Here is a 21,071-nt window from a genome sequence, read left to right as displayed (position 1 = left end):
AGTCACCTACCGATTTCTTATATAATTTAAATAAATTTAATCTTGATAGATCAAGTTTGCTTTATCGATATTGTTGCTGTCGATATCAAGCACATGCTTTCCTTCAACTTCAACCTTAATCTCTTCATTTTCAAGGTCTACAGCAAGGAGTTTTGCTTGAAATTTACGGCGATTTTCTACTGCTGCAATTAAACGCAAAGCAACTTGTTGTCCAATATAGCTTTGCAACTGTTCAAGTTGAAAAAATGGGCGATCCCAACCTGGTGAAGAAACTTCTAAAGAATATTCACCTGAAATCGGATCATGAACATCCAACATCGCGCCGACTTGTTGTGTAACACGTACACAATCTTGTACGCCAATACCACGACCTTGTTCTACTTCACCATCTTCATTAATCACTGGTTCAGCGTTTTCATCAACCGGTCTATCGATATAAATACGCAATAATGAACGTTTACCTTGTGGAAGGAATTCGATTCCCCACAGGTCAACACCACATGCCTGCACTGCTGGAGCAATCATGTCATACAATGCTTGGGATTTATTTGATAATTTCATTTACTCTCGTCATTCTCGTGCGATTCAATCGGTTGTTTTAACCGACACAGACCTACTATAGTGAAGCATGACTATTTGACCAATTGATGTCGACACTACACGATAGCGATACGATAACCAATAAAAAAGGGCGTTAATCGCCCCTATGTAGCACAGAAAACAATAGTCCACTGTGCAAAAAGGCCCACCTGTCTGTGAGCCTCTTTTAAGAAACTTGGTAGCGGGAGCTGGATTTGAACCAACGACCTTCGGGTTATGAGCCCGACGAGCTACCAGACTGCTCCATCCCGCATCAACGTGCAAAAATTATATACAAATATCGAAAAAAGTCAATGTAAACTTTACAATATTCGCTTGATTAAGTTGCACCTTAATCAAATTGGTAGCGGGAGCTGGATTTGAACCAACGACCTTCGGGTTATGAGCCCGACGAGCTACCAGACTGCTCCATCCCGCATCAATAAACTGCTTGCACTCAACTTTCTGGTTCAAAGTTGGTGCGGAAGGGGGGACTTGAACCCCCACGCCCGAAGGCACTACCACCTCAAGGTAGCGTGTCTACCAATTCCACCACCACCGCAGCTTGTGGGACGCATTCTATTCCTTCCAACTGCAAAAGGAAAGCCCTATTTCGAATTATTGACCCGTTTTTGGTGCATTTGGTGAAGTTTCAGGCGATGTTGTTTGAGCTGGTGCTGTTGTTTGTACAGTTTTCAAACTATATGCCTCTGTAGTCTGTTTTTTCGCAAAAACAGCAAGAGTCAAACTCGTTACAAAGAACAATGCAGTTAAAACAGCAGTCAGGCGAGTAAGGAAGTTACCCGAACCAGATGCACCAAATACAGTTGCTGCACCGCCACCACCAAAAGAAGCACCAGCATCTGCGCCTTTACCATGTTGCACTAAAATCAATGCAATCATCAGTACAGCTAAAATAATATGTACAACAAGTACAAAAGAGTGCATACCCTATCCTCGTTATTTGCTTTGCGCGAAGGCTTGTACAATTTGATAAAAAGATGCTGCATTTAATGAAGCACCACCCACCAACGCACCATTAATATCTGGACATGCAGCTAATTCAACAGCATTTTCAGCTTTTACACTACCACCATATAAAATAGCAATACTTGAACCCGCTGAAGTAAGCTGGCATAAGCCTTCACGAATTTTAGCGTGCATTGCTTGCGCATCTTGTGGTGAAGCTGTTTTACCAGTACCAATTGCCCAAATCGGCTCATAAGCAATTACGACTTGGTTTTGCCACTGTTCAGCAGTCACTACAGGTGCAATATCACAAATTTGTTGTAAAACAACTTGCTCTGCCTGCCCTTGTTCACGCTGTTCAAGACTTTCGCCCACACAATAAATGACAGTCAAGCCCGCATTTAATGCATTTTGGAGTTTCGCCTTCAAAATTTCAACGTTATCGCCAAAAATATCACGGCGTTCAGAGTGTCCGACCAATACGAAATTAATTTGGCTATCTTTTAATAATTCTGCACTAACTTCGCCAGTATAAGCACCTGTACCTGCAATACGCGATACATCTTGCGCAACTGTATATACCTTTCTTGCAGCATCCTGCAATTGCGCCTGTACTGTTGTAAGTGCAATAGAAACAGGGGCAACGCCCACATGGCAGCTTTCATCTGCAATTTGGTTTTGTTGCAATAATTGTTTAAATTCTTCTATAAGTTGGTTGGCGTTAGCACGCATTGGATTCATTTTCCAGTTGCCAACTACCCAAGGCGTAATCGTCGAACCCGACATACTGCTCACCTTTCATCAAAAATGCAGCACATTCTACACGCATTTATACAAATTTCAGATACTTTTCTTTAAAGGGATTACTTATATCTTTTCTTCTCTTTGAAATTAAGAAAAACTTTATAGCCATTCGAAGTTAAACATTCTAAAAATTAATCTTTAAAAACTTCGACTAGTTCAAGCTTTAATAGCTCGAGTAAGACTAGAGCAACACTTTATAAGGTAGTAATTTTACATAACAAAAGTATAATTTTTCATATACCAATTATAAACACATTAGCATAGGCAGGCAGATGTCAGTATTACATACATCTCCAAAATTTACGGGGTTTTTTCGGCGTTTAGTCGAAGAAAAGCATGTGTCGGCAGCGACCATGCAAAATGCATTAGATGCAGCAAAGAGAGCCAAGCAGGATACAGTCGCATATTTAATTGAAGAGGTACATCTCTCCCCTTCTTTATTGGCTGAAACCATTTCTGCGGAGTTTGCTGAACCATATTTTGATCTAGATGTTTATGACACATCTCAGATTCCTAAAGATCTGGTCGATCAAAAACTGATTTTAAAACATCGAATTTTGCCGCTCATTCAAAGAGGACAAATTCTATATGTCGCGACCAGCAACCCAAGCAATATTGAAGCAATCGATGCAATCCGTTTTAACAGTAAATTGCTGGTTGAACCTGTTATTGTCGAGCATCATAAGCTGGAAAAAGTTTTAGGCCAGCATTTTGCAGAAGAAAGCAGCTTTGACTTTAATGATGAAGAGTTTGATCTTGACGTCAGCCTTGATGGTCCTACCACTCAAGAAGATGAAGAAGAAACACCTCAAGGTGATGAAGCTCCTATTGTTAAATATATTAATAAGTTGCTTATTGATGCCATTCGTATGGGCGCGTCAGATTTACATTTTGAGCCTTATGAAAAGTCATATCGGGTACGTTATCGTGTCGATGGTGTGTTACGTCAAATTGCCAATCCGCCTTTACAACTTGCAAACCGTTTGGCATCACGCTTAAAAGTAATGTCTCAAATGGACATTTCTGAAAAACGCGTCCCACAAGATGGTCGTATCAAACTTAAACTATCAAAGACCAAAGCAATTGATTTCCGTGTGAACTCGCTCCCTACCTTGTTTGGTGAAAAGTTAGTTCTACGTATTCTTGACCCATCAAGCGCAATGCTAGGCATTGATGCATTAGGCTACGAAGAAGAACAAAAAGCTTTATTTATGGAAGCTTTAGATAAACCACAAGGTATGCTTTTGATTACTGGACCAACAGGCTCGGGTAAAACTGTATCTTTATATACAGGCTTAAATATTCTAAATACTGAAAGTTCCAATATTTCTACTGCCGAAGATCCAGTGGAAATTAACTTAGAAGGTATTAATCAGGTTAACGTCAATCCTAAAGTGGGTTTAACGTTTGCAGCTGCTCTTAAGTCTTTTTTACGTCAAGACCCTGACATTATTATGGTGGGTGAGATTCGTGACTTGGAAACAGCAGAAATTGCGATTAAGGCTGCTCAAACCGGCCACATGGTGATGTCAACACTACATACCAATAGTGCTCCGGAAACATTGACCCGTCTACGTAATATGGGGGTTCCTTCTTTTAATATTGCAACATCGGTAAATCTAGTGATTGCACAGCGTTTAGCACGTCGTCTTTGTTCTCAATGTAAAATACCTGCTGATATTCCTAAACAAAGCTTATTAGAAATGGGCTTTACCGAACAAGATTTAGCACATCCAGATTTTCGGGTTTTTCAACCCGTGGGCTGTCCTGAATGTCGTGAAGGTTATAAAGGCCGTGTCGGTATTTATGAGGTAATGAAAGTTACACCTGAAATTTCCAAGATTATTATGGAAGATGGCAACGCTTTAGAAATCGCGGCTGCTTCTGAAAAATTGGGGTTTAATAATCTACGTCGTTCAGGTTTAAAAAAGGTGATGCAAGGGGTGACCTCTTTACAAGAAGTTAACCGTGTAACCAGTGAATAAGACACTATTTAAAATAAGGATAATCTAATGGCTGTCAAAAAGGCACAAATGATGCCGACTTTTGCTTATGAAGGGGTTGACCGTAAGGGCGTAAAAATTAAAGGAGAACTTCCGGCTAAAAATATGGCTTTAGCCAAAGTAACCTTACGCAAACAAGGGGTGACTGTTCGAACTATACGTGAAAAACGTAAAAATATTCTTGAAGGTTTATTTAAGAAAAAAGTCACCACACTCGATATTACGATTTTTACCCGACAACTGGCGACCATGATGAAAGCTGGTGTACCTCTAGTACAAGGCTTTGAAATTGTAGCAGAAGGTTTAGAAAACCCTGCCATGCGAGAGGTTGTCCTCGGTATTAAAAGTGAAGTTGAAGGTGGTAGTACCTTTGCCTCAGCTTTAAAAAAGTACCCTCAACATTTTGATAACTTGTTTTGTTCACTTGTTGAATCTGGTGAACAATCAGGTGCACTCGAAACGATGTTGGACCGCGTTGCAATTTATAAAGAAAAAAGTGAGTTGCTCAAGCAAAAAATTAAGAAAGCAATGAAATACCCTGCAACAGTTATTGTGGTAGCCATTGTGGTGACTATTATTTTGATGGTTAAAGTAGTCCCCGTTTTTCAGGATTTATTTGCTTCTTTCGGCGCAGAATTACCAGCATTCACACAAATGGTCGTGAATATGTCGAAATGGATGCAGGAATACTGGTTCATTATGATTATTGCGATTGGTGTATTTATTGCTGCGTTTTTAGAAGCAAAAAAACGTAGTAAAAAGTTTCGTGATGGCTTAGATAAACTGGCGCTTAAGTTACCTATTTTCGGAGATCTGGTTTATAAAGCAATTATTGCCCGTTATAGCCGCACGCTTGCTACAACATTTGCCGCAGGTGTCCCGCTTATTGATGCACTAGAGTCGACTGCAGGCGCAACAAATAATGTCATTTATGAGCAAGCTGTGATGAAAATTCGTGAAGATGTGGCAACCGGTCAACAACTTCAATTTGCTATGCGAGTATCTAATCGTTTTCCATCTATGGCTATACAAATGGTTGCAATTGGTGAAGAATCGGGTGCACTAGACAGCATGCTCGATAAAGTTGCCACTTACTATGAAAATGAAGTGGATAATGCCGTTGATGGTTTAACTTCTATGATGGAACCTTTAATTATGGCAATTTTAGGGGTACTCGTAGGCGGTCTGGTAATTGCTATGTATCTTCCAATTTTCCAAATGGGCTCAGTTATATAATGCAAGACATCATTGCGTATTTTATTCAAAACTTAACTGCACTTTATATTGCTGTTGCACTCGTGAGCCTATGTATCGGTAGCTTTCTTAATGTAGTGATTTACCGCACACCAAGAATGATGGAGCAAGATTGGCAGCAAGAATGCCGAATGTTACTCAATCCTGAGCAACCCATTATTGATCATGAGAAGCTAACTTTAAGTAAGCCTGCTTCATCATGCCCTGCATGCCATCAACCCATCCGTTGGTATCAAAATATCCCACTCATAAGCTGGCTAGTGTTAAGAGGAAAATGTGGTCATTGCCAGCACCCGATTAGCATTCGCTATCCAGCCATCGAGCTACTTACCATGCTATGTTCATTGGTGGTGGTTATGGTGTTTGGTCCAACTATACAAATGCTTTTTGGACTGGTCCTCACATGGGTACTGATAGCACTTACCTTTATTGATTTCGATACACAATTATTGCCTGATCGCTTTACTCTACCTTTAGCTGCGCTTGGTTTAGGCATTAACACCTTTAATATCTACACCTCACCCAACTCGGCCATTTGGGGTTACCTCATTGGTTTTCTATGTCTTTGGATTGTCTATTACTTATTTAAAGTAATTACTGGCAAAGAAGGTATGGGCTACGGCGACTTTAAATTGCTTGCAGCATTAGGTGCATGGATGGGGCCATTGATGCTGCCGTTAATTGTGTTATTGTCGTCTTTATTGGGTGCAATCATTGGCATCATCTTATTAAAGTTAAGAAATGACAATCAGCCTTTTGCGTTTGGGCCATATATTGCCATTGCAGGTTGGGTTGCCTTTTTATGGGGTGATCAGATTATGAAAATTTATTTGGGAGGTTAAGATGGCTTTTATTCTGGGAATCACAGGTGGTATAGGCAGTGGTAAATCAGCTGCAACACAATGGTTTGAATCCCAAGGAATCCAAGTCGTCGATGCCGATATTGTTGCTCGCGAAGTAGTTGAAAAGGGCCAACCTGCCCTTCAAAAAATTCAGCAAACTTTTGGAGACTGGATACTTCAACCCGATGGTAGTTTAGACCGCCGTGCCTTACGCGAATATATTTTCCAAAATCCACAAGCGCGTCATACACTCGAGCAAATTACCCACCCTGCAATCCGTCAATCGATTATTCAACAGCTACAAAATCCTAAAAGTCCTTATGTAATTTTAGTTTCGCCATTATTGTTTGAAACAAATCAACATGAACTAGTCAATCACACGCTACTAATTGATGCGAGTGAACAAACTCAAATTCAGCGTGCAAGCCAGCGCGATGGGCAAAACCAAGAACAAATCCAGAAAATCATTGCTGCACAAATGCCACGCGAACGAAAACGTGAGCTTGCCAATGACATCGTGTTTAACGACGGATTACTCGAACATTTATATCAGCAATTAGAGCCTTTACATCAAAGCTATTTGAAGCGTGCAAACTAATTTTGTGTATTTTGCTGCTTAATCTTTTGTGTCAGGCTATCTTGTCTAAACCAGCGCCAAGGCTGTAAAGCGCCTATCCCCATACCAACCAAGCCCACAACAATTGATGGGCTTAATGATTCACCAAGTAAGGGTACAGCTAAAATAGCAGCAATAAACGGCGCCAAAGTTACAATACTTCCCGTTTTAAATGCGCCAAGACGCTGAATAGCAGCAACATAGGTCAATGTTGCAATAATAACGACAAACACGCCATGGAAAATGCCTTGTACAGCCAAATGTACAGGATCTACATCCATAAAATGTTTAGGTAAGAATAATAGGTAAATCGGCAAATAAATAATTGCAGACCAAATCGCGACGCTTGCCATAGAGTGCCAAGCAGAGAGTTTCCACTGTTTAAGTAGTACAGTAAAAATTCCCCACCAAATTGCACTGATAAACAGAAGTAAATCGCCAATTCCAAAAGCAGAGGTACTACTTTGTAGCATTAATGCACTCATGAGGGCCAAGGCAGTGATCATAATTGCCAGACTCACCCATGTATGTTTATCAAATGGTTGTCTAAATAGAATATAGGCAGCTATAGCTGTACAGATGGGGATACAACCATTTAAAAATATTGCGGCATGTGCAGCTGGCGCATAAAGAAACGCAGTATAGACAGTGAGACAATAGATGACTCCACCAATGAGCGCCAAAATAACCGCATGCTTACTCCATAAAAAAGCGAGATCTTTTTTATAAATTAAGATAGGCATCAAAATTAGAAAAGCAATAGCGAAGCGCAGTGCAGCAATATCCCAAGCACTGATGTGCCATTGTGCATTTAAACGGGCAAAAAGCGTAAACCCGCCCCAAATGCACATGGTCACCAATACAAAAAAATAACCTTGCTTACGGGGAGACATATTTAGACTGCTTTAAAACGAGAAAGGCAGCTAAATTATACCTCAGAACGCTGACGGCAAGCCTCATAAAGTGCCATACCTGTTGCCACACTCACATTTAGGCTCTGTAAATTCCCAGACATCGGGATATAAACTTTATGATCACACTGTGCCTGAGTAATTGGACGTAAACCTGTGTCTTCTGCACCCATAACAATGACAACTGGACCAGAGAAATCACATTTTTGAATAGGTAAAGCACTTTCATCAAGCATTGTACCAATCACACGTACGTGAGTTGTATCTTTAAGATGCGCTAAAGTACGAGCCAAATTAGTCACTTGAATGAATTTAACTTTTTCAGCCCCGCCCGCTGCGACTTTACGAGCAGTTGGAGTTAAACTTGCTGAGCGATCACGAGGAACAATGACTGCTTGAACACCCATTGCAGCGGCTGTACGAATACAAGCCCCTAAGTTATGCGGGTCTGTCACCTGATCTAATGCCAGCAATAAGGCATCTGGAGTTTCAGCCAAAATCTGATCGAGATCTTTTTCATTTAACGTCGGATGCGGACGTACTGCTGCAACTACACCTTGGTGGAATGGTAAGCCTGCAAGCTTCTCAAGACTTTCACGGCTTGCTTTTTGTATGCTAATTCCAAAAGGCTCAGCCAATTGCAAAATCTTTTGTAAACGTTGATCATCGCGCCCCTTCAATGTAAACAAGGTCAGCACACGCTCCGGCTCAAGTTCTAACAATGACTCCACTGAGTGAACGCCATAATAATATTCCGGTTTTGCCATGCATGACCTCTAACAACGTTTGAGCAAAAAATAAAAATCCTGCAAAGCCAACTTCACAGGATTTCTTTGGGCATAGTGTACCCGATTTAAACAGGAATTTCTTAGCCTTCTAAATGGCAAACATAATCGAGTACTTCATCAGTCTCGATTTTAAAAACGCTATTACCTGGTACATAAAATGATTGACCAGCGCGGAACAATTCACTTTCATTGCTATCTGCAATTTTAACGCGGCATTCACCTGAAATAATTTCCATACGCTCAGGAACATGTGTTTCAAATGTTAAAGGCTGCTCAGTCGGCAAAATAACACCTAATGTTTTTTTCGTTCCATCTTCAAATTGCACGGTATGGCTGATACATGCTCCACCAAAATAAACATTTGATTTTTTGATGACCGTTACATGATCAAATTGGGTTGAACTCATGCACACTCTCCAGATAATGCCGCATTTATATAAATTATGATGAATGTAGTTTAATTGTGCCTAAATAACTAATCAATCAGTTTTCATACGGATAGACTTGTAATTTCCACTGCTGTAACTGAATTTTTTTAGCAAAAGCGTGGGGTAAATTTACTTCAATATTTCGACTCTTCGACACTATTGCATCATATCTGCAAACTTCATCGTGATTTTCATCGAATACAACCCAATAAACTTTCTCTGCAGTTGGGTGTGTCACAGCAGTTGTAACCACTGGTGAACCATTATCCATGCCAACATGAAAATTGTCTGGGTCATTTTGCATTGAAGCTGACTCGTAAGCCGGAAAATCGATGCCATTTTCATCAAATTGCTGGCTGTCATGCACAAGCACACTTTGTTTTAAAGTCGGCCAAACACGATAACGAAGATAATGCTGATCTATGACCCGATTATCCGGATACTTTCCAGTGGCGACATAATCTCTGACATGTGCTTCAATATTATGAAAAATACCTGAGCAACCACCCCACATTCCCGCCAAAATTAATTCAGTGTGAGAATAGCTATCCCTCATTAAATGAAACCATTGATCACTCTTGAGCCAAGCATCGACAGCGGCTTTTTCACGATAAGACACGATAGAGTCAGCATCCCGTATCAAAAATCTTTTAACTAGCGGATCATCCATGACTAAAAAGCGCCAAAATAAACCAGATAACTGTTTTTGAGTGGAGCTGACATGTACTACTTGGGCACCATTTGCTTGTAAACGTTTCTGTACAAGTTCAGGAACGGTATCATCTATATAGAACCGACACGTCCATTCCGGATAAATTTCTTGCGCTAACTTAGTATTTAAAATTGAAGTTTCACAGTAACGCGGATTTGCTCCAAATAAAGAAAAAGCAATAATGTTTTCTTGAGGATTGGGACTAAATGGTACAGGTTTATGCGGGGGTATATTTAAAGCAGGCTCATTCTTTGTGAGTTCTTTTTTTGTTGAAATGGCTAAACGCCCAAATTTGATTTTTTCTTCTTTTTTATTTAAATGATGACAAACTTCGGTTAAGCCATCATATAAATTTGTATTAACGTTGGAACCACTTGCTTTAATAGCTTGCATATAATGTTGATATGCATCGTCATAACGGCGTAACCGCAGCTCAGTATAAGCTAAATCAGATAGTGCTCCAGGATGCTGTGGCACTAGATTTACCGCTTTTTTTACATGCTGATAAGCTTTGGCATAATCACCTTGTGCAGCAGCCTGTTTAAATGCATTAAAATGCTGACTTAAAATTTTATTCATTTCAGCAGGATTTGTTTTTTTATGGCGGTTCATCATCCCTATTGGTGCTTTCGGTAAGCTTAATGTTTTTTTCATTGTAAAGTTCCGCAATCTTGCTGTTCTATAATTTCATTTAGAATAATAGATCACTTGTAGCAAATTCAAAACTTCTCTATCTTTAACCCATAATTTGGCGCGTTGGATGCGTTTATGCTCACACATTTAACTTTAATTAATTTTGCATTAGCTGATCATTTAGCTATTGATATAGAACAAGGATTTAATGTTCTAACAGGTGAGACAGGTGCCGGAAAATCATTATTACTGGATGCACTCTCTGCCTGCTTAGGGGAACGTACAGATACAAATTATGTCCGCTATGGTTCGGACAAAGCGGATGTAACCGCAGTTTTTACTTATCAGAACAATAGCCCTGAGGCAAAATGGTTACAAGACCATGAACTAGATGATGATTCTGGGGAAATTCATTTACGTCGGGTTATTTTCGCAACTGGTCGTAGTAAAGCATGGGTGAATGGCCGCCCAAGTAGCCTCTCTGAGCTTAAAGAATTGGGGCGCCTATTGGTTCAATTATATAGCCAGCACAGCCAGCAACAGCTTCTTGAACCACCTTATCCAAAGCATTGGTTAGACCGTTATAACAATTTTTATGCTGAAGCGAATGATGTCCGCGAAGCTTATAGCACATGGCAACGCACGATTCGTTTACACCAAGCAGTCTTAGATGCTCAAGCAACTCGTCTACAACGTATTGCGACCTTAGAGCTGCAAATCGAAGAACTTGAGGAAGTCATTCAGACCGATTACAAAGAAATCGAGCAAGAGTTTGACCGTCTCAGTCATCATGAACATATCATGCAAGATTGTAGCTATAGCTTGAATGCGCTTGATGAAGCTGAACAAAACATTACTCAAGAAATGTCATCGATCATTCGCCGACTAGAATCTCATGCTGGACGTAGTGAACAGCTTTCTGAAATTTATAATTCTTTACTTAATGCTCAAAGTGAAATTGATGATGCAACATCAAATTTACGTCAGTTTATTGACCGTCAGAGCTTTGACCCTGAACGGATGGAAGAACTGAATTCCAAATTGGAAGTTTTCCATCGTCTGGCACGTAAATACCGTACTCAGCCAGAGACGCTGAAAGAAGAGTACGAAACATGGCAAAATGAGCTTGAACAGTTGCATCAACTTGAAGACCCAGAGACTCTGGCAGAACAAGTAGAAAAGTCATATCAAGAGTTCTTAGAAAAAGCTCAGCATTTAGACAATATTCGTCGTGAAGCTGCTACTCCACTTGCAAAACAATTAACCGAGCAGGTTAAGCCTTTGGCACTACCTGAAGCACACTTTGAGTTTAAATTTGAGCCATTAGAGCAACCAAGTGCAGAAGGCTTAAGCTTTATTCAACTTTTATTTACTGCCAACAAAGGCATACCACCACAACCATTGGCACGTGTGGCATCGGGTGGTGAGCTTTCACGTATTGCACTCGTCATGCAAGTGATGAATGCTGAAAAGACCGAAGCAGAAGTTTTGGTATTTGACGAGATTGATGTCGGGATTAGTGGCGGCACGGCTGAAGTGGTTGGACGATTACTTGCCGATTTGGCTCAGCATGTCCAACTGCTATGTATTACTCACCAAGCGCAGGTCGCTGCACAATCTGATCAACATTTGTTAGTTAAAAAACAGCAAACAGATCCGGCAAGCAGCACCATCGTACAACTCGATGAAAATCAGATTATTTCTGAACTAGCACGTATGTCAGGTGGAGTTGAAATTAATGAAACGACCTTGCAGCATGCTAAACAATTACGCCAACTTAAATTTCAGGCTTCTTCAAATTAATAAAGAAAATGAGAGAAAAAGATTGGCGAAATCCGATTAACTCTTGTATGTTGATAAAAAGAACCTATATACATAAAAAGGGTCGAGAGACCCTATAGCGACATTTTTTGAGGGAGAACCGCTTAGGTGACCAAACAATACATGACTCACCGTTGTCTGATTGCCCCGCCAGAAATGGCAGATGACTTTTTTGCAAATACTGTAATTTATCTTGCCCGCCATGACGAAGAAGGTGCTCAAGGTATTATTATCAATCGCCCTGCTGGTATCCAAATTAAAGAACTACTCAATGATTTAGACATTGATGCAGACAATGTAAATCCGCATGAGGTTTTACAAGGTGGACCTTTACGTCCTGAAGCAGGCTTTGTCCTTCATACTGGTCAACCAACATGGCACTCCTCTATTGCTGTCGGTGAAAATGTCTGTATTACCACCAGTAAAGATATTCTCGATGCAATTGCACACAACGAAGGTGTTGGTCGCTACCAAATCGCCCTCGGTTATGCGAGTTGGGGTAAAAACCAGCTAGAAGATGAAATTGCTCGTGGTGACTGGCTCATCTGTGATGCCGACATGGATCTGATTTTTAACTTGCCGTACGATGACCGTTGGGATGCAGCCTATAAAAAAATTGGTGTAGATCGTACATGGCTGGCTTCTGAAATCGGACATGCTTAATGACTGCAACACAATCAAAATCAATTATGGCTTTTGACTTTGGTACTCAAAAAATGGGAATGGCGATCGGCCAATCTGCAATTGAAAGTGCTAATCCATTGCCATTATTTGTGATGAAAGATGGGATTCCCAACTGGGACCAACTTTTAAAAATTGTCAAAGAATGGCAACCTGATTTGTTTATTGTCGGTCTTCCATTAAATATGGATGATAGCGAATCAGAGCTTTCTACACGTGCACGTAAGTTTGCACGCCGTTTACGCCATCAAACCAATATTGAAACATGGATGGTAGATGAACGACTCACCACCCGTGAAGCAAGAGAAGAACTTGGTTTTTATCAAGAACAAGGCCGTGCAAAGAAATTATCAGCAGATAGTTTTGCCGCAGCTTTGCTGATTCAAAGCTGGTATCGCAATCCAGTTGGTTTAACACCATAAAAAATAAAAAAGCATGTTTTACACATGCTTTTTTATTGGGTTTAAAAACTTCAATTCTTTATTTTTCAATAATATGTACTGTAGCAGTACGACCAGAAACAAAAGCCAGCTCGTTTTTTGGTGCTTCATCTAACACAATTTTTACAGGTACACGCTGTGCTAAACGAACCCAGCTAAACGTCGGGTTTACGTTTGCAAGCAATTTAGAACTACTTGAACGCTCACGATCTTCAATACCCGATGCAATACCTTGCACATGGCCTTTAATTTTCTGACTGTCACCCATTAATTGCACACTTGCTTGATCGCCAATATGAATGCGGTCTAATTTTGTTTCTTCAAAATATCCCACCACATAAAGTTGTTTACGATCCAGCAATGCTGCCACCGCTTGACCAACTTGGACATAGTTACCAGGGCGCAAATCAAAGTTAGAGAGTGTTCCATCTGCCGGTGCAACAACAGCGGCACGGTGCATATTGAGTTCTGCTAAATGTAAGTTACTTGTTGCTGCTTCAACCAATGCCTGTTGCTGTTTAATAGTGGCTTCAGCTTGTTGAATAGCTGCTTGGAGTTGCTCATGTTCCGCATGTGATTGATCGCGAGTTGCAAAGACCTGATCTTGTTCTTGTTTAGAAATCGCGCCATCCATTAAGTTTGAATAACGGTTTGCGTTTTTCTCGGCTAACTTAATGTTAGTACTCGACTTAATCAAGTTTGCTTTGGCTTGCGCCAAACCTGCTTGTGCTTGAGCATAGGCCGCTTTTGCTTTTGCCAAATCAGATTTTGCTTGCTCTACATCTAAAGCTCGGCGAGAAACATCAATTTTAAAAAGCACCTGACCTTTTTTGACAGTCTGGTTATCTTGAACCAATACTTCCGTTACAAGTCCTGCTACATCTGAGGAGACTTGAATAACGTCACCACGAACTCGGCCATCACGTGTCCACGGCGCTGCATTATAGTAATTCCATAAATGCACAATGGTATAGACCGCAATCATTAATGCGACAATCAAAATCACTGGACGGATGACTTTTTTCAACTCCAATTGATTCATTTTACTCACCTAACTCAATCTTTAATCTGGCAATCATCTTTAAGCACCTAACCCAACAAAAATTTGGTGTATCACCAAAAGTAGTAAAAGGTAAAAACACAAATTGAAAATGCTGGGTAGTGCAATCCAGCCTTGTGCAATCCATTTGTTAGTTAAAGGACTTAACAAGCGGAAACATATATATGCAAATAAGGCTTGGACGAGCAAAGCGGGCAGGTAAATACCATAGACATTAAACTCACCCATGCGCTGTGGCTCCTGTAAGCGTACGATCTGCATTCATTTGGTTTGATGAAACATGACACATGCTATAAGCAATATTATTTAGCGAAATAAATAATCTTTGACGCAAAGTCATATCTTCAATATTTGAAGCAAGTTGTTTAAGTTCAAACAAGGTCTGATGAATGTGCTGTACCAATACATCACTTTCATCTTTTTCATTTTCTTTGGCTCTAAACAGCTCATCTAAATCTTGTTGCAAACGGCCAATGTGATGAGCTAGTTCTGAAAATGGCTGAAATTGATTTGCTAACTCTTGAAGTCGGCTTAAATCAACAATCGCACTTGATTCAACCAATGCTTGATGAATCGATTTTTTAATCTCTTCTGACTGAACCATTTTGGTATTTAAAACACCAACACGGTCTAACATCGCCCGCAAATGAACTTTGAATTCAATGCCATAAGGTATATAAATCGCTTGACGCATCGCGCGATAATGTAAAGCTAAAATACGGTTTGCACTGGTATCTGGTGACATCGCTCGTACCACATCTATCACAATGAGAGACACCAATACGCCCATAACCATACCAAATGAGCTGTCTAGGTAAGACACTGCATCCATGCTGTAAGCATTGTGCAAGTTCAGACCCATCATGGTGTTAATACCCAGCACCATTCCCACTGGCATGAGTGCTTGATTCGCCATCATAGAAACCGCAAATAAGAACATCGGCAACAAAACGAGTCCAAGTTCCCAAAATGTAGTGACATGAGGAAAAACACCAAAAGCATAAATAAACACTAAAACAGCCGAAGCTACACTGCCCCATATAAAAATACGCAAGACAGGAACAGGGTTATCTAGGGCCGTTAAAATACAAGCAGTTACTGCACCAATCTGTGCCATCATAAATCCAGCTTTCCAGCCAGAGAGAATCCACACACCAGTCACAATAAATGTAATGAGTACCGCACTAATACCGCCTCTGACTGCCACACCATGATCTCGGTGCAAACTTGGATATTTAGTCGTCATTGGGGTAATGTTATCTGGAATCTCTTTATTACCCTGCTTAATGCGTTGCCATAAAACTTTTACAGCTAAAACATTACTAATAAAGTGGCGGACATCCATTTTCATGGCAGCCAATAGCACTTGTTGATGTTCAGAAGCCGAATCATTTAAGTTCAAGAAATCATTTTCAAACTCGTCAGGTAACTGCAAAACATTTTCATCAGTCATTTGGTCTTTTTGTTCAAGAAAATGAATCACGTGACCTGAAAGCTGCTTTAATTTGTCTGAATGACTTTCAATAAAATTGAGTTCTTGCAGTTGTTTAATTCGTTCAGATAAGGCAACTAAGTTTGCAACTACCATCGACATTTGATGGAGCATTTCTTGCAAAGGTTTGGTCATGCCATGCAACTCACCTTTTTCATAGCTCAAGTGAACTGCTAAAGCATGAATATCGGTCGTATCACGAGTAATCGCAGCCAAAAGCTGTGTATTGTTTTGCTGCTGATCTGCATTTAACAAATTAGCAAATAGGTTTTCTGTATCTTTGAGTGTCTTAGTTACACGCTGTTTGATTGCCGAACCAATATGCATCGGCAAAATAGTTGCGGACACAACCGCACTCGAAATCACCCCAATTGAAATCTCGAGTACACGCGCCAAAGCAATATCAAAAATATTGTACTGGTCAATATATGTAATCGCGTTATACGCAATCATTGCAGTTGAATAACCCGCCAACATAAATGCATAACTGCGAGGTGTCCGGTCGAGTAAGGATACATAAAGCGCAAAACCCACCCATAGTGACAACACAACCGTAAATATCCACGGCGTATTAATCAGGTGAGGTGTTATTGTTAACGCAACAATGGCACCACCCACCGTACCTAAAACACGATAGACACACTTAGACGACACCATACCCGAATAAGGGTTGGCGATAATCAGGACGGTACCGATCGACCACATTGGATTAATCAGGTCTAATTCAAACGAAACAAATAATGCCAACATGCCGGCAATAAATGTCTTTATTGCAAAAATTAGATCCAGCTTACTCGGGCGGAAAGCCAGTATTTGCTTTAATAACATGAACTCATCTCAAATACAGATTTGAACTGATGAGCATGCTCATCAGTGTCCATTTGCCTTTTAAAAAGACAACACGACTTTGTCATTTGCCTTATAGACAAATGAGTTAATGAGAGCATCCTTCAATACAATGATTTTTCCTACATCTCTGCATGATGTACCGAGATGATTTCAGTTTGGCCGCTATTTATACGACCAAGCTTAGGAAAGGAGAGACATCGAAAAAGTCGGCAGAGTAAACCAATTTCTCGATTAGATATTTTGCTGCACAATTTTTTCAAAATAAAGTGATTTAGTCAACTAAAATATCTTTATTTGATAATTTGATATGTTTTTAGTTAATCATATATGATGTGTGAATCAAGAGAACTTTTCTGATTCTGAGCGTAAAATATTTAAATCAGGTAGTTATCTTGGAATTGAGACAAAGCTTCAATTTTTCTGTTATAAGAACTCAAGTGTGACCCATTTATTAAGGATACGAATAAGACATCATGGCAATTTCAAGTTTTGGCAAAATTTTAACCGTACTGGATTTATTTTCAGTTTCACGACCAGTGATTAATGTCGATATTATTTGCGAAGAACTTGGCTTGTCTAAACCGACCAGCTATCGTTATCTGAAAGAACTCGTATCAGCCGACTTATTAAAACGTATTAATGGTACTTCTGGCGATTACACTTTAGGCTCAAAAATAGCAGTTCTTGACTATGTATCCAGAACAACCGATCCATTAGTTCAAATCAGTACGCCGTTTATGCGTAACATTGTTGAACGCACTGAACTTTGCTGTTTACTCACCTATTTAAATGATGACTACTGCATTGATATTCATCATGAGATTTTTAAAGATACAGAGCTACTTTCATATGGCCGAGGTTGTCCGCGTCCGATCTATGTTGGAGCATCACCAAAAACAATGGTGTCACATTTAAGTAAACAGCGCATGCATGACTATTATCAACGTTTTCAACATGAGCTGTCTGAATCAGGTTTTGCTCTGGATGAACCAGGCTTTATCCAACGCATGCGTAAAATAAAGAAACAAGGCTTCTATTTCTCACAAGGTGAGATTGATCCTAATGTTTCAGGACTTGCTGTACCCGTTCGTTTTTCAAGTAAAGAAGTTCCATTAGCTTTAACACTAGTCGCATCAAAAAATCGCTTTGATTTTTTAAATATTGAAAAACTCATTGAAATTTTGCAAGAAAATGCTGCATTAATAGAACAGCGCTTTATGGAACTTTCAGAAAAAGGTGAGATCTAAAATAATATTTTTGATAATTTAAAGTTTTCTTACACTTTGAAGCATTGAAAATATCCAAATATTCTCATATTATGATTTTAGCACCTATTGATGATTCTTTTCATCAGCAGCTCATCAATAGAAGGCTCTCCCTCAGAGGAATAAGCTCATGCTGCCATCATGGGCTTTTTTCTTGCCCATTTTTTAGAATAAAACTTATGAAAATTTGAACTGACGGAATGTCAGATTAATACGCGGTTGTAAAATCTTTGTAGAACGATTTAAACGGTGTTGCCAATATTGTTGAGTCTCACCACGCATCACAATAAGTTGACCCGGTTGTAACCACATCTCAACTTTTTCCTTGGTTTGAATATGTCTAAAAGAGAATTTCCGCGTTGCTCCAAAACTTAAAGAAGCAATTGTAGTAGTTCTAGCTAAAGACACATCCGAATCACTATGCCAAGCCATACCTTGCGTTCCGTCTTCATAAAGATTTGCCAAGCAAGAGTTAAATTTTTCTGAAAGAATCTGCTCGACTTGCTGCTTTAGCTTGGCAAGTGCTCTGTCCCACGGTAAAGAATCACGAAAGACACCAGAATATTTATATCGATAATGCTCATCTCCATACCAAGCAACCTTGCGGGGTGTAATAAAGTGCTTGCCATATAGCTTCGCTTCATCATGTCGCCATGCCAAATGTTGGTACAAATAATGAAAATATTGTTCGGCTTCTTCCGTACTTAAAATACATCCATAATCCTGAACCTCACCTTCATAAGGCAATAAGTTTGAACAAGGCTCCGGAGAAAATAAATCTAGTGTCATGCAATCTCCCCTTGCTGCTTAGCCATTTCCCAAGCTAACAATGCCAGTTTACGCCCTTTTTGCCAATGGTACTCACCGACCATTCCTGTTGCACGAATGACTCGATGACACGGAATTAAATACGCAATCGGATTTTGTCCAATTGCTGTAGCGACTGCTCTGACTGCTTTAGGTTTTCCAATTTGCTCAGCAATATCTTGGTAAGTACGTAGCTGTCCTTCGGGAATAGTAAGTAATGCTTCCCACACTTGAAGCTGAAATGGTGTTCCTGCAAGATTAAGCGGTAATTTCTGCTGTAAGTGTTCTGAAAAATCTTGTCTAAACCACTGTGCAATTTGCTGATGCCAAATCGGAGAGTGATTTCTTAGTTGAGCTTTCGGAAAGTATTGTTTAATGATGTCTTCAATATTTTCACGACTATCAACAAAGCGAACAGAACAAATCCCTTTATCACTACTTACTACTAATAAATCACCAAATGGGCTTGTTTCAACTGAATAATTCAGTTCAACCCCATCACCTTGCTGCTTATATTCACCTGGGGTCATCCCCTCAAGCTGAATAAACAAATCATGTAAACGACCCGTACCCGATAGTCCAGTATTTAAAGCAGTATCTAATAAGCTACGTTGCTGCATTAAATAATATTTTGCCTGCTGCAAGCTCATATATTGCACAAACTTTTTAGGGCTAATACCTACCCATTCCTGAAACTGCCGCTGGATATAACTTGGACTTAAATCCATATATGTAGCGACATCTTCTAAGCTTGGTTGCTGGTCTAGATGTTCATATAAATATTCAATAATTGTGGCAATCACAGCAAATTGCCGAGAAGAAAGCATTTGCATCTGTCACCTCCTTAGCACTTAATCTTACTTTAAAGTAGCCAAAGTCTTATGACGACCCGATTCTTGCACTCTTCAAAAATAAAAAAAGCCTTTCGTTATAGAAAGGCTTAATCATTCAACCTGACATTAGGGTTGTTTTAGATATGGCCACGCTGCTTTTAAATAAATAAACATTGACCATAAAGTGAGAATCACAGCGGTATATAACAAAGCATAAGCCAGCATTTCTAAAGGCTGCCAATTCAGTAGAAATACACTAATCGCAATCATTTGAAATGCGGTCTTATATTTACCTACAGTTGACACTGCTACACTGGTTCGTGCACCGAGCTCTGCCATCCATTCACGTAAAGCAGAAACAGTAATTTCTCGTGAAATAATAACAATTGCAGCAAAAGCCATCGCAATTGTCGGTTTCCACTGCACTAAAACAATAAGTGCAGCTGCCACCATAAGTTTGTCTGCAACTGGGTCTAAGAATCGGCCAAATGCTGAAGTCTGGTTCAAAGTTCGTGCTAGGTAGCCATCAAACCAGTCAGTTACGGCAGCCAACACAAAAATAGCCGTCAAGATAATATGACGCGTCATACTTCCTACGTGCTCACCAATACCTATTGCAGGCGGCCAATATGCAATCACCAAAAATACAGGAATAAGCGCGATACGCGCCAAAGTTAGGATATTTGGGATATTCAGGATTCGCCCTGTGGTCATAAACACCGCCAATTTAGTCTTCACGCATCTTTTAACAGACAACGACACATACTTCAATATTGTATCTATCTGTAACAGCCACTTTATACGAAATATGTGAATCGAGAAAGTAGATTACTTAGGTAAATACCGTAACAGTTTGCCGCAAGATTGCAATTAAATGATCATTTTGATCCCAAAGATATGCATATTCTGTGGAATAACCCTCAGCTGCATATTCAGTCGTGACTTTATATTTAAACCAGTCGCACAACTGATGCTGAACTGGATGAACATAAGTAATGTGCCATGTTAAAGAGCTTGCTGGCGCAACTTGCTTAAACATTGGCAATACACCCGGCGGCCAAATATCCATAAGTACAATCAAATCAGGTAATGTCATTTGACGATTTTCATGTTGTTCTGGTGAGAACCTTGACCAACCACCAAAGTCAGGATGCCCACTTGCCGTTACCGGATAATTACCCTCAGCCCAACAGACTTCAAAATGCTGAAAGCATTCCGGCATATGTTTCGCAAAAGGAATGACGGTTAAATTTTCTGGTTGTACATAAGCAGGTGCTATGGGTT

21 protein-coding genes, 3 tRNA genes and 1 pseudogene are annotated in these 21,071 nt (G+C 39.9%); 8 read left to right on the top strand and 17 right to left on the bottom strand.

The window, feature by feature from the left end:
• Window positions 1–36: 36 nt before the first annotated feature.
• The 6 genes from rimP to tpiA all read right to left on the bottom strand — a co-directional run bounded on the left by rimP (window position 37) and on the right by tpiA (window position 2,334).
• Entirely contained in the window at window positions 37–561 is a 525-nt protein-coding gene (gene rimP / locus J582_RS11420) for a ribosome maturation factor RimP (RefSeq protein ID WP_002157009.1), read from the bottom strand.
• A 215-nt stretch (window positions 562–776) separates the two neighbouring features.
• Window positions 777–853: transfer RNA gene (locus J582_RS11415), tRNA-Met, on the bottom strand.
• A gap of 88 nt (window positions 854–941) precedes the next feature.
• Window positions 942–1,018, bottom strand: a tRNA-Met gene (locus J582_RS11410).
• Window positions 1,019–1,056: 38 nt separating this feature from the next.
• Window positions 1,057–1,141: transfer RNA gene (locus J582_RS11405), tRNA-Leu, on the bottom strand.
• A 56-nt stretch (window positions 1,142–1,197) separates the two neighbouring features.
• A complete protein-coding gene (gene secG, locus J582_RS11400) occupies window positions 1,198–1,527 on the bottom strand; it encodes a preprotein translocase subunit SecG (RefSeq protein WP_002156913.1) in 330 nt (109 codons plus the stop codon).
• 12 nt (window positions 1,528–1,539) lie between these two features.
• Window positions 1,540–2,334 (bottom strand): triose-phosphate isomerase, encoded by a 795-nt coding sequence (tpiA, locus tag J582_RS11395; protein ID WP_032047906.1) that lies wholly within the window; start codon window positions 2,332–2,334, stop codon window positions 1,540–1,542.
• A gap of 290 nt (window positions 2,335–2,624) precedes the next feature.
• Here tpiA and pilB point away from each other — a divergent pair, with 290 nt between their 5' ends.
• Genes pilB through coaE form a run of 4 tightly spaced genes read left to right on the top strand, consistent with a single transcriptional unit; the run spans window position 2,625 to window position 7,049 of the window.
• A complete protein-coding gene (gene pilB, locus J582_RS11390) occupies window positions 2,625–4,337 on the top strand; it encodes a type IV-A pilus assembly ATPase PilB (RefSeq protein ID WP_004710829.1) in 1,713 nt (570 codons plus the stop codon).
• A gap of 27 nt (window positions 4,338–4,364) precedes the next feature.
• Window positions 4,365–5,591, top strand: a complete 1,227-nt coding sequence (locus tag J582_RS11385; protein WP_032047904.1) for a type II secretion system F family protein — start codon at window positions 4,365–4,367, stop codon at window positions 5,589–5,591.
• A complete protein-coding gene (locus tag J582_RS27480) occupies window positions 5,591–6,451 on the top strand; it encodes a prepilin peptidase (RefSeq protein ID WP_032047902.1) in 861 nt (286 codons plus the stop codon). The genes J582_RS11385 and J582_RS27480 overlap by 1 nt, the downstream gene beginning before the upstream one ends.
• A gap of 1 nt (window position 6,452) precedes the next feature.
• On the top strand, window positions 6,453–7,049 hold the full coding sequence (gene coaE / locus J582_RS11375) for a dephospho-CoA kinase (protein WP_032047901.1): 597 nt from the start codon (window positions 6,453–6,455) through the stop codon (window positions 7,047–7,049).
• On the opposite strand, the gene J582_RS11370 is transcribed toward coaE, so the two are convergent.
• From J582_RS11370 to J582_RS11355, 4 genes are all read right to left on the bottom strand, one after another.
• Entirely contained in the window at window positions 7,046–7,960 is a 915-nt protein-coding gene (locus tag J582_RS11370; RefSeq protein WP_031955876.1) for a DMT family transporter, read from the bottom strand. The two genes, coaE and J582_RS11370, sit on opposite strands and share 4 nt — an antisense overlap.
• 35 nt (window positions 7,961–7,995) lie before the next feature.
• Entirely contained in the window at window positions 7,996–8,745 is a 750-nt protein-coding gene (rlmB, locus tag J582_RS11365) for a 23S rRNA (guanosine(2251)-2'-O)-methyltransferase RlmB (protein ID WP_004883555.1), read from the bottom strand.
• A gap of 101 nt (window positions 8,746–8,846) precedes the next feature.
• Window positions 8,847–9,173, bottom strand: a complete 327-nt coding sequence (locus J582_RS11360; protein ID WP_000099685.1) for a pyrimidine/purine nucleoside phosphorylase — start codon at window positions 9,171–9,173, stop codon at window positions 8,847–8,849.
• 76 nt (window positions 9,174–9,249) lie between these two features.
• A complete protein-coding gene (locus J582_RS11355; protein WP_032047898.1) occupies window positions 9,250–10,560 on the bottom strand; it encodes a tetratricopeptide repeat protein in 1,311 nt (436 codons plus the stop codon).
• Window positions 10,561–10,674: 114 nt separating this feature from the next.
• Here J582_RS11355 and recN point away from each other — a divergent pair, with 114 nt between their 5' ends.
• The 3 genes from recN to ruvX all read left to right on the top strand — a co-directional run bounded on the left by recN (window position 10,675) and on the right by ruvX (window position 13,463).
• Window positions 10,675–12,342: a DNA repair protein RecN gene (gene recN / locus J582_RS11350; RefSeq protein ID WP_032047896.1), complete on the top strand. Its 1,668-nt coding sequence runs from the start codon at window positions 10,675–10,677 to the stop codon at window positions 12,340–12,342.
• Window positions 12,343–12,468: 126 nt separating this feature from the next.
• Window positions 12,469–13,023 (top strand): YqgE/AlgH family protein, encoded by a 555-nt coding sequence (locus J582_RS11345; RefSeq protein ID WP_001979301.1) that lies wholly within the window; start codon window positions 12,469–12,471, stop codon window positions 13,021–13,023.
• Window positions 13,023–13,463, top strand: a complete 441-nt coding sequence (gene ruvX, locus J582_RS11340) for a Holliday junction resolvase RuvX (protein WP_000127528.1) — start codon at window positions 13,023–13,025, stop codon at window positions 13,461–13,463. Before J582_RS11345 ends, ruvX begins: the two co-directional genes overlap by 1 nt.
• Before the next feature lie 58 nt (window positions 13,464–13,521).
• Here ruvX and J582_RS11335 read toward each other — a convergent pair whose 3' ends face one another.
• From J582_RS11335 to J582_RS11325, 3 genes are read right to left on the bottom strand one after another with little or no spacing between them, the layout of a single operon-like run.
• Window positions 13,522–14,523 (bottom strand): HlyD family secretion protein, encoded by a 1,002-nt coding sequence (locus tag J582_RS11335; RefSeq protein WP_002156989.1) that lies wholly within the window; start codon window positions 14,521–14,523, stop codon window positions 13,522–13,524.
• Between the two features lie 39 nt (window positions 14,524–14,562).
• Window positions 14,563–14,769 (bottom strand): DUF1656 domain-containing protein, encoded by a 207-nt coding sequence (locus J582_RS11330; protein WP_002157017.1) that lies wholly within the window; start codon window positions 14,767–14,769, stop codon window positions 14,563–14,565.
• On the bottom strand, window positions 14,762–16,861 hold the full coding sequence (locus J582_RS11325) for an FUSC family protein (RefSeq protein WP_032047894.1): 2,100 nt from the start codon (window positions 16,859–16,861) through the stop codon (window positions 14,762–14,764). The genes J582_RS11330 and J582_RS11325 overlap by 8 nt, the downstream gene beginning before the upstream one ends.
• Window positions 16,862–17,355: 494 nt before the next feature.
• Here J582_RS11325 and J582_RS11320 point away from each other — a divergent pair, with 494 nt between their 5' ends.
• Window positions 17,356–18,129: an IclR family transcriptional regulator gene (locus J582_RS11320; RefSeq protein WP_031952269.1), complete on the top strand. Its 774-nt coding sequence runs from the start codon at window positions 17,356–17,358 to the stop codon at window positions 18,127–18,129.
• Between the two features lie 195 nt (window positions 18,130–18,324).
• On the opposite strand, the gene J582_RS11315 is transcribed toward J582_RS11320, so the two are convergent.
• The 4 genes and pseudogenes from J582_RS11315 to J582_RS11300 all read right to left on the bottom strand — a co-directional run.
• Entirely contained in the window at window positions 18,325–18,936 is a 612-nt protein-coding gene (locus J582_RS11315) for an alpha-ketoglutarate-dependent dioxygenase AlkB family protein (RefSeq protein ID WP_004883567.1), read from the bottom strand.
• Window positions 18,933–19,787: a methylated-DNA--[protein]-cysteine S-methyltransferase gene (locus J582_RS11310; RefSeq protein ID WP_031981897.1), complete on the bottom strand. Its 855-nt coding sequence runs from the start codon at window positions 19,785–19,787 to the stop codon at window positions 18,933–18,935. The genes J582_RS11315 and J582_RS11310 overlap by 4 nt, the downstream gene beginning before the upstream one ends.
• A gap of 126 nt (window positions 19,788–19,913) precedes the next feature.
• Window positions 19,914–20,501 carry a CDP-diacylglycerol--glycerol-3-phosphate 3-phosphatidyltransferase gene (pgsA, locus tag J582_RS11305; RefSeq protein WP_002156973.1) on the bottom strand — a complete coding sequence of 196 codons (588 nt, stop codon included), beginning with the start codon at window positions 20,499–20,501 and terminating at the stop codon, window positions 19,914–19,916.
• A 118-nt stretch (window positions 20,502–20,619) separates the two neighbouring features.
• Window positions 20,620–21,071 (bottom strand): annotated as a pseudogene (locus J582_RS11300) (acyl-CoA thioesterase domain-containing protein); the annotation flags it as partial.

Origin of the sequence: Acinetobacter sp. 1566109, assembly GCF_000582255.1 — a bacterium.
In the GTDB taxonomy this organism is placed as follows: domain Bacteria; phylum Pseudomonadota; class Gammaproteobacteria; order Pseudomonadales; family Moraxellaceae; genus Acinetobacter; species Acinetobacter nosocomialis.
The sequence above is the reverse complement of the archived record's forward strand: the minus strand, read 5'-3'. Positions and strand labels throughout refer to the sequence as shown.

What these genes read in the sequence shown, in the direction of transcription:
- rimP (WP_002157009.1), bottom strand. Translation starts at nt 561, where the DNA reads ATGAAATTATCAAATAAATCCCAAGCATTGTATGACATGATTGCTCCA.
- secG (WP_002156913.1), bottom strand. Translation starts at nt 1,527, where the DNA reads ATGCACTCTTTTGTACTTGTTGTACATATTATTTTAGCTGTACTGATG.
- tpiA (WP_032047906.1), bottom strand. Translation starts at nt 2,334, where the DNA reads ATGTCGGGTTCGACGATTACGCCTTGGGTAGTTGGCAACTGGAAAATG.
- pilB (WP_004710829.1), top strand. Translation starts at nt 2,625, where the DNA reads ATGTCAGTATTACATACATCTCCAAAATTTACGGGGTTTTTTCGGCGT.
- J582_RS11385 (WP_032047904.1), top strand. Translation starts at nt 4,365, where the DNA reads ATGGCTGTCAAAAAGGCACAAATGATGCCGACTTTTGCTTATGAAGGG.
- J582_RS27480 (WP_032047902.1), top strand. Translation starts at nt 5,591, where the DNA reads ATGCAAGACATCATTGCGTATTTTATTCAAAACTTAACTGCACTTTAT.
- coaE (WP_032047901.1), top strand. Translation starts at nt 6,453, where the DNA reads ATGGCTTTTATTCTGGGAATCACAGGTGGTATAGGCAGTGGTAAATCA.
- J582_RS11370 (WP_031955876.1), bottom strand. Translation starts at nt 7,960, where the DNA reads ATGTCTCCCCGTAAGCAAGGTTATTTTTTTGTATTGGTGACCATGTGC.
- rlmB (WP_004883555.1), bottom strand. Translation starts at nt 8,745, where the DNA reads ATGGCAAAACCGGAATATTATTATGGCGTTCACTCAGTGGAGTCATTG.
- J582_RS11360 (WP_000099685.1), bottom strand. Translation starts at nt 9,173, where the DNA reads ATGAGTTCAACCCAATTTGATCATGTAACGGTCATCAAAAAATCAAAT.
- J582_RS11355 (WP_032047898.1), bottom strand. Translation starts at nt 10,560, where the DNA reads ATGAAAAAAACATTAAGCTTACCGAAAGCACCAATAGGGATGATGAAC.
- recN (WP_032047896.1), top strand. Translation starts at nt 10,675, where the DNA reads ATGCTCACACATTTAACTTTAATTAATTTTGCATTAGCTGATCATTTA.
- ruvX (WP_000127528.1), top strand. Translation starts at nt 13,023, where the DNA reads ATGACTGCAACACAATCAAAATCAATTATGGCTTTTGACTTTGGTACT.
- J582_RS11335 (WP_002156989.1), bottom strand. Translation starts at nt 14,523, where the DNA reads ATGAATCAATTGGAGTTGAAAAAAGTCATCCGTCCAGTGATTTTGATT.
- J582_RS11330 (WP_002157017.1), bottom strand. Translation starts at nt 14,769, where the DNA reads ATGGGTGAGTTTAATGTCTATGGTATTTACCTGCCCGCTTTGCTCGTC.
- J582_RS11325 (WP_032047894.1), bottom strand. Translation starts at nt 16,861, where the DNA reads ATGTTATTAAAGCAAATACTGGCTTTCCGCCCGAGTAAGCTGGATCTA.
- J582_RS11320 (WP_031952269.1), top strand. Translation starts at nt 17,356, where the DNA reads ATGGCAATTTCAAGTTTTGGCAAAATTTTAACCGTACTGGATTTATTT.
- J582_RS11315 (WP_004883567.1), bottom strand. Translation starts at nt 18,936, where the DNA reads ATGACACTAGATTTATTTTCTCCGGAGCCTTGTTCAAACTTATTGCCT.
- J582_RS11310 (WP_031981897.1), bottom strand. Translation starts at nt 19,787, where the DNA reads ATGCAAATGCTTTCTTCTCGGCAATTTGCTGTGATTGCCACAATTATT.
- pgsA (WP_002156973.1), bottom strand. Translation starts at nt 20,501, where the DNA reads ATGACCACAGGGCGAATCCTGAATATCCCAAATATCCTAACTTTGGCG.